Source organism: Paenibacillus sp. GYB006 (assembly GCF_036577645.1).
Classification (GTDB): Bacteria; Bacillota; Bacilli; order Paenibacillales; family Paenibacillaceae; genus Paenibacillus.
Window position 1 is genome coordinate 63,531 of sequence record NZ_JARBDA010000005.1, and the last position, 12,889, is coordinate 76,419.

The window sequence follows — 12,889 nt, forward strand, 5'->3', positions numbered from 1 at the left end:
TCACCTCGCATAACGTGATAAATTAAGTAAAATTCCTAGTGCTGTAAGCATCAGCGTCAGAGATGAACCTCCATAACTGATTAACGGGAGCGTAATCCCCGTAACAGGCATCAGCCCAATAACAACTCCAATATTAATGATTACCTGAACAGCAACCATTCCCACAATACCTACCCCAAGCAGACTTCCAAAAGCATCCGGAATCGTCATCGCAACTCGCATCCCTCTCCATACCAGCATCAAAAAGAGCATAAGTACGATGAGACCGCCTATAAACCCGAGTTCTTCCGCTAGAATAGAAAAAATAAAGTCTGTTTGCGGTTCCGGAACATAACTATATTTCTGTCGGCTCATTCCAAGACCCAGCCCTCCAAGGCCCCCCGGACCGATCGCGTATAGGGATTGGAGAATTTGATAACCGGAGCCCAGCGGATCTGACCAAGGATCAAGAAAAGCGGTGATCCGCTTTAGACGATAAGGTGCTGCTGCGATAAGGCCCGCAAAACCCACTAAACCACCCAAACCAAGCAACAGCAAATGTTTCATTCTTGCCCCCGCCGTAAAAATAATCAGCATAGAAGCTCCCATCATTACCGTGCCGGTCCCAAGGTCTGGCTGAAGCATAATAAGACCAAATGCGGTTCCCATTAAAGCAAGCGGCGGCAATAATCCCGATGTGAAATTTTTAATTGCAGCCGGGTCTTTACTGAGCCATTTGGCCAGAAATAAGATCATCCCGAGCTTCATAAACTCGGAGGGCTGAATACCGAACGAACTGATTCCGAGCCAACTTCTCGCTCCGCCGCGAACAACGCCGACGCCAGGAATCAATACGATAATAAGCAAGATAAAACAAAAAATAAGGATATACTTTGCATAATTGCGCCAAATCCGATAATCCACATTTGCAGTGAAAAACATGGCAGCTAGCCCCAGCCCCGCAAATAACAACTGCCTCTTTACAAAATAGAAAGAGTCGCCGTATTGACGGAAAGCGAGGACAGAACCCGCACTGTATACCATTACAAGACCGATGGCAAGTAAAGATACAATGCAGATGATCAGCCAAAAATCGGGCGCCGGACGGGTCTGTTTCATTGGAGGCCACCTCTTACATATGTAGTAGGGGCTTATCCAACCCCCCTACTTACAGGTTATGCACCGCCTCTTTAAAAATGCGTCCACGCTCTTCAAAGGAAGAATACATATCCCAACTTGCGCATGCAGGGGATAATAGAACCACATCTCCAGGTACAGCTAACGAAGCAGCTATCGAAACAGCCTTTCTTAGTGTATCAGCGGCATCTACCTCATTATCGACAACCTCTATTTCCTTTAATCCGGCAAGTTTCGCAACTTCCGCCAGTTTATCTTTCGTTTGACCCAGCAAAACGACAGCTTTTACTCTTTCACTAAAAACAGAAAGTAAATCCATATAATCCGACCCTCGGTCAAGTCCCCCTGCAATAAGGACAATTGGTTTCTTAAACGAGGTAAGTGCCATCGTTGTCGCTTTGGCATTGGTTGCCTTGGAATTGTTATAGTATGCCGTTTCATTACGGGTAAGAACGTACTCGAGACGATGTTCTACCCCTCTAAAAGCAGATAGCGGTCCATGAAGCACATCAGGTGATGCTCCAGCAGCAATAGCTATGGCACAAGATGCAAGTGCATTATCTACATTGAATCGTCCTGGAATTGCGATCTGATCCACAGTTATAATCGGATGAACCTTGCCTTCCTTATCCCGATAGACAACGGTTCTATTGATATCATCCTCTACATTTGCTACGTAAGGAGGATCAGCATAAACACCGGTTTGGAGAGTCTCCGTCATCGAAAAAGGAATTAATTCTGCTTTGATATAAGGAATAAGCTGTCTGCATACCGGGTCATCCCAGTTTAGAACAGCCTTGTCTTCTTCCGTCTGATTCCGAAAGAGTTTTGCTTTTGAAGCTACGTAATCTTCCATTCCTCCGTGGTAATCGAGGTGAGTCTCAGATACATTCAGAAGGCAGCTTATAGCCGGTTTGAAGTCTGTCGTCCCTTTTAGCTGAAAACTGCTCAGTTCAACAACCATAATATCCTTTTCTGTAGCTGTCGTAGCCGCCTCTGAAAGAGGTGTTCCAATGTTACCGGCAACAATCGGCGATAAGCCGGCAGCATCCAGCATCATGCCCACCCAAGTGGTCGTTGTTGTCTTTCCATTTGAGCCGGTAATACCGATGATCGGTGCCTTGCACAAGTGATAAGCTACTTCTACCTCAGTGACTACTTCAATGCCAAGTTCAAGTGCCTTCTGAATCGGTGCCACTTTGTAAGGAATGCCCGGATTCTTCACAAGCAGAGCAACCTCTTCGTGAATAAGGTCATCTGGGTGACCTCCGCATAGAACAGAAATTCCCAAAGCCTCCAATTCGGATGCTTCGGGACACTGTTCTCTTTCTTTTTGGTCATTTACTGTCACAAGAGCTCCAGCTTGATGGAGCACTTTAGCAACTTGAACGCCGCTCTTGGCAAGGCCAAGGACCACGACGTTCTTTCCTTTGTAATTCTCCGGATGATTCATAATTACAACCCCTTGTAGATGAAGAGTCCGAGTCCTGCAAGCAGCAGTCCTACGGCCCAAAACGTAATAACAACACGCCATTCAGACCACCCAGACAATTCGAAATGATGGTGGATCGGGCTCATTTTAAACACCCGTTTCCCTCTTGTTTTAAAAGAAATGACCTGGATTACAACGGACAACATTTCCACAACGAAAACACCGCCGATAACGAGAAACAGTAGTTCCGTCTTCGTGACAATGGCAATAGCGCCAATTGCACCGCCAATGGCTAGTGAACCTGTATCACCCATAAATACTTTGGCAGGATGCGCATTGTATACTAGAAAACCAAGTACTGCACCGATCATTGCAGCAGCACATACCGCAGCAGGAAGGGAAGTTGCCTGCATTGCCACGATCGCAAATGCACCAAATGCGATGGCACTTACTCCAGAGAGCAGTCCATCAAGTCCGTCTGTAAAGTTAACTGCATTACTAATGGCAAGCATCATGATGACAATAAACGGATAGTAGAACCAGCCGCCAAAATCAAATCCAAAGTCCGTTCCTGGCACGGAAATTTCCGTACTATGTCCGTTTTGAATGAGCAAGAAAGACATTATTGCTGCAAAAACCAATTGACCAATGAGTTTTTGCCTTGCTGTCAGACCAAGCGATCTTCTAGCGACAATTTTAATATAATCATCGAGAAACCCAATGAGACCAAACCCTAAAGTAGCCACGAGCAGAACATAAAAATCTGTGTTTTTAACAGGAGCAAACTTTAGGAATGCAAGTGTAAATGCTAAGACGATGACGACGCCGCCCATCGTAGGCGTGCCTGATTTTTTAAGATGGCTCTTCGGACCATCCTCTCTGACCTGCTGTCCAAACTTCATTCTTCTTAGAAGCGGAATAAGCAAAGGGGCTGCAATCACTGCAAGAATAAAAGAAACCCCGATTGTTAAGAGCATTAATTGAAAATCCATGAAAACACCTCTCTAGTTAACTTCAGATCTGTAATGGTTCCGTAATTAAGGCATTCGCCACATCTTCCAGCTTCATTCCCCGGGATGCTTTTACAAGCACTACATCCTTAGAACTCAGTCTATCCTTAAGGTGGGAAATTAAAGCATCCTTATCTTCAAAAGCGAACACTGCTTCCGCAGGCATGTGCTGCCGTGCGCCTTTGGCAATGTAAGAAGACAGGGGACCATATGTGAAAACCAGATCGAGCTTATCAGGTGTCAAATATTGTCCAATCTCTTCATGAAGTTCTTCCTGCCTTGGTCCAAGCTCAAGCATATCGCCGAGAACTGCTGCTTTGCGAGAATAGCCAGTAAGGCCGGCAAGCGCATCAATCGCAGCTTTCATCGCGGTAGGACTCGCATTATAAGCATCATTAAGTACCGTAATCCCACTTGTACCTTTTATGACCTCAATACGCATTCCTGTTAGTTTTATCTCGGATAGACCTTTTTTTATATTTTCGTAGGACACACCGTAATGTCTTGCCACAGCAAGCGCAGCGAGTGCATTCACCACGTTATGAGCGCCAATCAGAGGAATAGACAATGCTTCTTCCCCGGATCGAACCGAAGTGAATACCATTCCTTCCGGGTGATTCATCATTCCCGTAGGGAAATCATCGTTTGTCGCATTCATACCAAAAGTAAACCGTTTAAATTCCATTGGTTTTTTGGTCGCAGGTTCTGCAAGAACACGATCTGCTAAAGGATCATCACCGTTATAGATCAGAAGGCCGCCATTTTTGAGTCCTGCCATTATTTCCAGCTTAGCCCGCGCAATTTCTTCTCTAGAACCCAGCTGCAACAGATGCGCTTCTCCAATATTCGTAATAACGGCCACATCTGGACAAGCAATTTGCGTTAGACGTTCAATTTCCTGACGCCCGCTCATCCCCATTTCCAAAATCGCAATTTCCGCATCTTCCGGCATACTGAGGATCGTTAAAGGCAGTCCAATATGGTTGTTAAAGTTCCCTTGTGTCTTATGTACCTTAAAGGTAGTAGATAAAAGGGAGTACACCATATCTTTCGTTGTCGTTTTCCCATTGCTGCCCGTAATCGCAACTACAGAAGCACCGCTCTCTTTGAGATAGGCAGCCGCAATCTCCTGAAGTGCCGTCAGCGTGTCATCCACGAGGATGACAGCACCTTCAGGTGCATCTCCATGGTCTCTTTGCCACAGTGTCCCTGCAGCTCCTGAAACCAGGCAGCTAGAAGCATATTCATGCCCATCAAAATGCTCCCCTGTCAGCGGAACAAATAATTGTCCCGCCGATGGTTTGCGTGAGTCCGTGTATACTCCTTCAATGAGCGTTTCACGGTCACTTTCTCTTACAAGGGTGCCGCTGCACATATGTGCTATTTGTTCTAACGTTCTTTTTATCACTTTGTTAATCCCCTTATCGCTTCTTTCGCCACGAGCCGATCATCAAAATCTGTTTTCACCGTTCCGATAATCTGGTAAGTCTCGTGACCTTTGCCCGCTATCAATACTACATCGCCTGGGCTTGCCAGTTCAATAGCACGTTTAATAGCTGACTTACGGTCAACAATCAGTTCATATTTTTCGGATGGAACCCCATCTGCTATTAATCCCTGCTTGATATCTTCAAGAATGGCATCCGGGTTTTCTGTGCGAGGATTATCCGAAGTAACAAACACTCTGTCACTGTATTTAGCAGCGATTTGACCCATGATTGGACGTTTTGTGCGATCTCGGTCTCCACCGCATCCAAAGACACAGAATACTTCTTTTTCAGCAAATTCGTTAACTGTACGCAGTACATTCTCAAGTCCATCCGGTGTATGAGCATAGTCTACGATCACAGCGAAAGGCTGACCTTCGTTCACCGCTTCTACCCTGCCATCTACACCTGGAATGGCTTCAAGGCTGCGCTTGATCGAATCAAGCTCAATTCCTTCAAGCAGAGCAGCTGTGATTGCTGCGAGCGCATTATACACATTAAACTTACCTACCATACGAAGCTCTACATCTGTACTTCCTTTAAAGGAATCTACGTGGAAAGAAGTGCCTCGTGCTGTAATTTTAATATTAGAAGCCCGCACATCAGCATTCGCATCGATTCCATATGTAATCACTTCAGCAGAAGTAGAATCTGCAAAATAAACCGATGCTGCATCATCTGCATTAAGAACCGCATACTTGCGTTTATGAAGATCATCTTCAAATCCATTGCCTAGTCTAGCAAAAAGCAAAGATTTCGCACCGCGATACTCTTCCATCGTATGATGATAGTCCAGGTGATCTTGAGTAAGGTTTGTAAACACCGCAGTCCGGAATTCGGTTCCTTTTACGCGCCCTTGCTGCAACGCATGAGAAGAAACTTCCATGACACAATTTTTCACGCCTGCTTCTACCATATGATGAAGACTGCGCTGCAAATCAAGAGCTTCTGGTGTGGTTCCTGACATTGAGAACGTTTGACCGGCATAACGCATCTGAATCGTGCCAATTAGACCAGTCTCTGATTCCGCATCATTCAATATTTGTTCAATCAGATAAGTTGTCGTTGTTTTTCCATTCGTACCTGTAACGCCGATCATATTCAGCTTCTGACTCGGGTGTTCAAAAAAACGATCCGAGAAAACAGCCATTGCAAACCGGCAGCTGCTTACGATGAGTTGAGGTACATCGATTTCAAGTTTACGTTCCACGACAAGCGCAACTGCACCGAGGCTTACTGCTTTGTCAGCATAATCATGACCATCTACGGTATGACCAGGCAGACATATAAACATATCCCCATCTTGAACTTGTCTTGAATCCGTTTGAATTCCTTTGATTTCTGTGTTTCCATTGCCGGAGAGTTCACATACTGCCAGCAGGGAAGCAAATTGTTTTAACTGCACATGTATTCCTTCTTTCCATGAAATAAGACGTCATCCTTACCTATTGTATCCGTTACTTGCCAGTATGGTCCATAGATAGATGAGTAAAAACCTCAAGGCTCTTCTTTTTCAATATCTGCCTTCGTTTTCTCTTCGCTCTGATGCGCATCTTCCGGTTCACTGCCCATGTAGATTCGAATGGTCGAGCCGCGTTCCACCCTTGCTCCTGGCTTTGGAGCTTGACTTACTACGGTTTTGCCAGATCCGGATTTCGACAGCATGAAGTTCATATTAAGATCCTCATAGAGGTCCTGTACTGTCGCTCCGGTAAGATCAGGAACAGTAACGATCGGTGTTTCGCCATATTTGTATTCCTTAGCGATCTGATCACTCCGAGGCGGTACTTGTAAATAATGAAGTGAATCTTCTAGAATGTTCTGTACAATCGGCGCGGCAACAACGCCTCCGAATTGGATTCCTTTCGGGTTATCAACGGCCGTATATACGACAATCTGCGGATCATCCGCTGGAGCAAAACCGATAAAGGAAACAATATGTTCCGTCGACGAGTATCTCCCATTAATTACCTTCTGTGCCGTACCCGTCTTTCCGCCTACTCGGTATCCATCGATAAATGCCGGGCGGCCTGTTCCTTTCGCGACTACACTTTCGAGAGCTTCTCGAACCTGCTTCGATGTTTCTTCAGAGATGACTTGCCTTACGACTTCAGGCTTGGTCTCTTCTACGATTTTACCTGTCACCGGATCAACCCAGGACTTGGCTACAAATGGTTTGTACAGTTTCCCGCCGTTAATGGCGGCAGAGACGGCCGTAATTTGCTGGATAGGAGTAACAGATACCCCTTGACCAAAAGCAGTCGTAGCAAGCTCTACAGGTCCTACCTGCGAGAGTTTGAATAAAATTCCAGAGGCTTCTCCACTAAGGTCAATGCCTGTTTTAGAGCCGAAACCGAAGTTTTTAATATACTTGAAAAGCGACTCTTTGCCAAGCTTTTGACCTAGAGTAACAAACCCTGGATTACAGGAGTTTTCCACAACCTGTAAAAAGGACTGGCTGCCATGGCCGCCTTTCTTCCAGCACCTGAGTCTAGCTCCGCCGACTTCAACAAATCCCTTATCAAAAAACCTGTCATTTTTAAGATCCACTTTCTTTTCTTCCAGAGCAGCCGCCAGCGTAATAATCTTAAAGGTAGAACCCGGTTCATATGTCATCCATACCGGTAAATTCCGATTATATATATCAGCGTCATATTCCTGATAGTGACCGGGTTCATAGCTTGGGCGGCTAGCCATCCCGAGTACTTCCCCAGTCTTTGGGTTCATCGCAATGGCAAGAGCTGAATTGGCTTGAAATTTGACCATTGCTTGATCCAGTTCACGTTCAATAATAGACTGGATCGGCTGGTCAATCGTAAGTTTGAGGTTTAGTCCATCTTGAGGAGCTTGATAAGTCTCGCTTGATCCCGGCATTAATCTGCCTGCGGCATCAGAGAGATAGGCAATACCTCCCCCAATTCCGTTCAGGTTGTCATCATACGTTTTTTCAACACCGGTCAATCCCTGATTATCAATTCCGGTAAATCCAAGAATATGACCTGCAAGATCCCCAAAAGGATAATAGCGTTTATTATCTTCAGCTACAACAATGCCCGGAAGCTCTAAATCACGAATCTGCTGTGCTTTCTCCATCGTAATTTTGCGGCCCCCGGGCTTGATCTGAACTATTCTTTCTTTCTTCGAGATAATACCCAGCACTTTTTCCTTCGTCATACCTAGTAAGGGTGCTAAAGCCGTAGCAGTCTGCTCCTTGTCCTTAATCTGCACAGGAATAGCCATTACGGATGGCGTTGTAATGTTGTAAGCAAGAGAAATCCCATTCCGATCAAGGATTTGTCCTCTTTTTGCTGTGTACGGAATTTCTCTTCGCCACAAGTTCTCCGCTTCCTCCGATAATTCTGGCCCTTTGACAAATTGTACATAAGCTAAACGTACGACCAGTGCTGTAAATAAAATAAGAAGTATCAGCATGCACCATAGTAAACGGCGACGAAGCATCACGCTGGACACTTTGGCCATATTCATCTCCCCCCGACTTGTCTCCTTCATTCACAATATCATTCATCATTATGAATATTCAGGACAATCAGAGAATAGAACAAGCCTTTAGTTATCACCGCGTTCTTCGGTTGTAGTACCACTCAGTTCATTAGTATCAGCAGGTTCCGTTACCGTTGATTCCGCAGATTCTTCCTCTTCAGTACTGGCTTCGGTTTTATTTACATCCTCTGCCTCTTCAGAAGAAAGTACATCTTCTCCTGTTTCTCCAGTAACGGTTTCTTTGGCCGATTTTAGCGTAAGGACAACCGTCCGTTGTTCGCCGGACACTTCTACCTTTTGTTCAGATACGAAACCTTCACCTTCGACTTTAACTCCTACTTTGAGCAGAGTCAGTACTTCCAGAGCATCCCGCAGGGATTCTCCGGTCAGATCCGGTACTTCCATCGTATCGCTGTCTTCCGTTAACAGATACACACGTTGTCCAGGTTGCAAAGTAGTACCCGACTCTGGATATTGCTTAACGACTTCGCTTCCCTTACCAAGAGTTTCATAAGCAATCCCTTGATCAAGAAGCTGTGATCTTGCTTCTTTGCCCGATTTTCCAACCAAATCTGGTGCTTTTTTGCTCACCGTTTTGGATTTGTTGGTATCATCCTTCGATGCTGTTTCTTTTGGCACACCCAAATACGTAAGGGACTTAGACATAATCTCCTTAAATACAGGAGCTGCTGCTGTACCTCCCCCTACCGTAGGGTCATTCGGCTGATCAATTACGACAATCATGGCAATCTTAGGATTATCGGCAGGCGCGTAACCGATAAAAGATACAACTGCCTTCGAATGATCATAGTCACCATTTACATACTTTATCGCCGTCCCTGTCTTACCTGCAACACGATAACCATCAATATAAGCATTTTTTCCAGAACCTTTATCCCGATCAGCAACCACTTGTTCGAGATAACTGCTTACTGTTTTGGAAGTGGTCTCGGAGATGGCCTGTCTCACGACTTTAGGTTCCACCTTTTCAACTTCGCCGGTGTTGGGATCTGTAATTTCCTTAACCAGATGCGGAACCATTAATTTACCGCCATTAGCAATAGCAGAAACGGCAGCAACCTGCTGAAGCGGGGTAACTTGCACGAGACCATGCCCGTATGAAGCTGCAGCTATATCTGCAGCATAATGAAGTTCACGAATCGGCGAAGCAGATTCACTAGGTAAGTCAATACCTGTTTTTACGCCAAACCCAAACTTATCAATATAACTGCGCAGTTTTTCACCGCCAAGCATTTTATATCCGAGATTTACGAATGCAACGTTACTGGAACGTTTAACACCATCGAGATAGGTTATCGTCCCCCAATTGCGACTTACGTCACTAATTGTTCGCCCCCCCACCGTAATACTACCTGATTCATAGGTTGCATTTGGATTAAACAATTTTTCCTCGACTGCTCCTGCCAGTGTAACAATCTTAAAAGTTGATCCAGGCTCGTATATGGACTGTATGGCATGATTATAAAAATTCTTTTGATCTGATTCCCAGTATGTGTTCGGATTATAATTTGGCATATTTGCCATTCCCAAGATTTCCATTGTATTCGGATCTGCTGCGATAACGGTCATACTGATCGGATCATACTGATCCACCGCTTTTTTCATCGCTTCTTCTATATAAAACTGGATCGTATCATCAATAGTTAGAGTCAAATTCTTACCATTAACGGCAGGGGTATAATCAACCGTTGAATTATTAATCTCCACCCCTTTCCTGTCAGCCTGATAGACTATTTTTCCATCTTGTCCTTTTAACTCCTCATCATAATAGAGCTCGAGGCCATAGACGGGGTCATCTTCTTTATTCAGGTAGCCGAGGACATGGGACGCCAGATTATTTTCAGGATAAAACCGTTTGGATTCTTCCGTCAGAATAATCGCATCTTTGGCTCCATACTCTTTGTCCAATTTTTCTCTAAATTCTTCGACTTGGTCCTTGAGTTCTTGGCTAATCTTGTATCCTTCGCTTCGAACTTCCCGATGAACACGTAACTTACCTTTATCTGTTGTTGAAGTTATATCCTCTCGAAGACCAGCCTCATCTTTGCCGAGCAAATTATGGAGCCCCTTCACAACCTCATCTTCAATTTCTTTTTCAGCGATGAGTTTAGGATTCACTGCCACCGTATAAGCAGGGGCATCTTTAGCAAGAATATCTCCATTACGATCGGTAATCGTTCCTCGTTTGGCAGAGATCGTCTTCGTACGATCGATAAGTTCCAAAGCATGCTTTTTCCATGTATCCGCATCAACTACTTGAATCCAAAACACTTTCCCAATAAGTACAAGAAAAAAGAGGGTGATGATCCCTCCAATAAGTAACGTGCGAAGTTTTATTCTTTTTCCTGTGTTCCCCATCATCAAACCTCACATTCAATCGTCAGCTTTGTCCTTCCTTTACGGAGTCCCGGTCGTTACTGACGTTCTTTGAACTCGAATAGCCTCTTGATCGGCAGATGGCTCAATGTAACCCAGCTCCCGCGCTTTCGCCACAATATCGTTTTCCAGTTTTTCTTTCTGAACTTCAATTACAGCCATTTCTTTGTTAGACTTTTCAATACTCTGGTTTGCCGTGTGCATCTGCTTGTTCAGATCGTAAATATTTGCATATCTGCCCACCAAAACACTCGCGATCGCTATACATACGATTACAGTCATCAGATACAGGAATTTCTCTCTTGGAGGCAGACCTGTTCTCCGCGTAACGACTTTCGTCGTCTCCTTATAGCGATTAGGCTTTAGCTGTTCAGCATTTGCTCTCTCTTTCATTGCCAGATTGCCACGTGTATAGGCCATAGTCGACTCTCCTTACATTTCAATAGGTTACAGTTTCTCCGCTACACGCAGCTTTGCTGAACGCGCTCTGGGGTTTTGCGACAGTTCTGCTTCTGTGGGTACCATTGGCTTACGATTCACGAGTCGCAGCGTTCCTTTACCCCCGCAGACACATAACGGGAAGTCAGTTGGGCATGTGCATTTTTCTAAATAACTGCTAAAAATCTGTTTGCATATCCTGTCTTCCAAGGAATGAAACGTAATAACAGATACTCTGCCTCCAGGCTTAAGACAACGCACAGCCTGATGTAAAGCTTCCTCAAATGCACCGAGCTCATCATTCACGGCAATTCGAAGTGCTTGAAAGCTTCGTTTGGCAGGATGACCGCCCGTTCTCCGGGCAGCCGCCGGAATACCTTCTTTTATGATATCGACCAATTCGCCTGTAGTTTCAATAGGTGCAGACTTTCTTTTTTCAACTATTACCCGCGCAATGCGTCTTGAAAACTTTTCTTCGCCATAAACATACAAAATTCGAGCAATTTCTTCTTCGCTCCACTCATTAATGATGTCTTTTGCCGTCAAAAGAGCGGATTGATCCATCCTCATATCAAGTGGTGCGTCGTGGTTATAACTGAATCCGCGTTCTCCTTCATCAAACTGGGGTGACGACACACCTAGGTCGTACAAAATACCGTCCACTTGTGGTATCCCGTCTTGCATAGGCACGTCCTGCGCAGTCAGCACTTCGGTCAAATCCCGAAAGTTAGTCTTTACGAGCGTGATGTTCGTATCAAACTCCGATAGTTTACTCTTGGCATGATCAAGCGCCCAATCGTCCTGGTCAAGGGCAATCAGTCTTCCCTGTGGTCCCAGTTTTGAAGCGATAACCGAGCTATGACCCGCACCGCCGAGCGTGCAGTCCACGTAAATCCCGTCCTGTTTGATGTTAAGTCCTTCGGTTGCTTCTTCTTTAAGTACGGTAATGTGGTGAAACACTTGCTTGTCCTCCAGACATTGTTTTGATTTACAGATTTGCTATTTCCTATCTGCACAGTTATGTGATTTCTTGTTGATTTCCTTACTGCCATTGTTAAAATTCAAAATTGAAATCGACCAGCTTTTCGGCAATATCATTAAACGTTTCTTCAGATTGGCTGTAGTATTGTTCCCAAATGCCTTTGCTCCAGATCTCCACCCGATTCGAAACACCAAGAACCACACATTCCTTGTCCATCTTGGCATAATCCCGCAAATTGGGCGGTAAATTTACCCTGCCCTGTTTGTCGAGTTCGCATTCTGTTGCTCCTGAGAAAAAAAAGCGTGTAAATGCACGTGCATCGGATTTCATCAGCGGAAGAGCTTTAAGTTTCTGTTCCATGATCACCCATTCTTCCATCGGGTACACAAACAGACACTGGTCTAAGCCTCGAGTGATCACAAAGCTAGGTCCAAGAGGTTCGCGGAATTTAGCCGGAATAATGATTCGGCCTTTATCGTCAATGCTATGTTGGAACTCCCCCATAAACATTGTCCACCACTCCTCA

General features: G+C 45.0%; 10 protein-coding genes. All 10 read right to left on the reverse strand.

What is annotated here, in order from left to right; genetic code table 11:
* Window positions 1-1,098 carry a stage V sporulation protein E gene (spoVE, locus tag PV403_RS13725; RefSeq protein WP_213530020.1) on the reverse strand — a complete coding sequence of 366 codons (1,098 nt, stop codon included), beginning with the start codon at window positions 1,096-1,098 and terminating at the stop codon, window positions 1-3.
* A 49-nt stretch (window positions 1,099-1,147) separates the two neighbouring features.
* Complete coding sequence (gene murD, locus PV403_RS13730) at window positions 1,148-2,569, reverse strand: UDP-N-acetylmuramoyl-L-alanine--D-glutamate ligase (RefSeq protein ID WP_332085040.1); 1,422 nt, start codon at window positions 2,567-2,569, stop codon at window positions 1,148-1,150.
* Between the two features lie 2 nt (window positions 2,570-2,571).
* Window positions 2,572-3,540, reverse strand: coding sequence for a phospho-N-acetylmuramoyl-pentapeptide-transferase (mraY, locus tag PV403_RS13735; protein ID WP_160034213.1), 969 nt, complete (start codon window positions 3,538-3,540; stop codon window positions 2,572-2,574).
* 22 nt (window positions 3,541-3,562) lie between these two features.
* Window positions 3,563-4,963, reverse strand: coding sequence for a UDP-N-acetylmuramoyl-tripeptide--D-alanyl-D-alanine ligase (locus PV403_RS13740; RefSeq protein ID WP_332085150.1), 1,401 nt, complete (start codon window positions 4,961-4,963; stop codon window positions 3,563-3,565).
* The gene (locus PV403_RS13745; RefSeq protein ID WP_332085041.1) at window positions 4,963-6,450 is read right to left on the reverse strand and encodes a UDP-N-acetylmuramoyl-L-alanyl-D-glutamate--2,6-diaminopimelate ligase; all 1,488 of its coding nucleotides are present in this window, start codon (window positions 6,448-6,450) and stop codon (window positions 4,963-4,965) included. Before PV403_RS13745 ends, PV403_RS13740 begins: the two co-directional genes overlap by 1 nt.
* Window positions 6,451-6,542: 92 nt before the next feature.
* Window positions 6,543-8,525, reverse strand: coding sequence for a stage V sporulation protein D (locus PV403_RS13750; RefSeq protein ID WP_332085042.1), 1,983 nt, complete (start codon window positions 8,523-8,525; stop codon window positions 6,543-6,545).
* Window positions 8,526-8,612: 87 nt separating this feature from the next.
* Complete coding sequence (locus tag PV403_RS13755) at window positions 8,613-10,925, reverse strand: penicillin-binding transpeptidase domain-containing protein (RefSeq protein ID WP_332085043.1); 2,313 nt, start codon at window positions 10,923-10,925, stop codon at window positions 8,613-8,615.
* Window positions 10,926-10,964: 39 nt separating this feature from the next.
* Entirely contained in the window at window positions 10,965-11,363 is a 399-nt protein-coding gene (locus tag PV403_RS13760; protein ID WP_332085044.1) for a hypothetical protein, read from the reverse strand.
* 27 nt (window positions 11,364-11,390) lie between these two features.
* The gene (rsmH, locus tag PV403_RS13765) at window positions 11,391-12,341 is read right to left on the reverse strand and encodes a 16S rRNA (cytosine(1402)-N(4))-methyltransferase RsmH (protein ID WP_213530033.1); all 951 of its coding nucleotides are present in this window, start codon (window positions 12,339-12,341) and stop codon (window positions 11,391-11,393) included.
* 94 nt (window positions 12,342-12,435) lie between these two features.
* A complete protein-coding gene (gene mraZ, locus PV403_RS13770; protein ID WP_191798884.1) occupies window positions 12,436-12,873 on the reverse strand; it encodes a division/cell wall cluster transcriptional repressor MraZ in 438 nt (145 codons plus the stop codon).
* Between the last annotated feature and the right edge of the window lie 16 nt (window positions 12,874-12,889).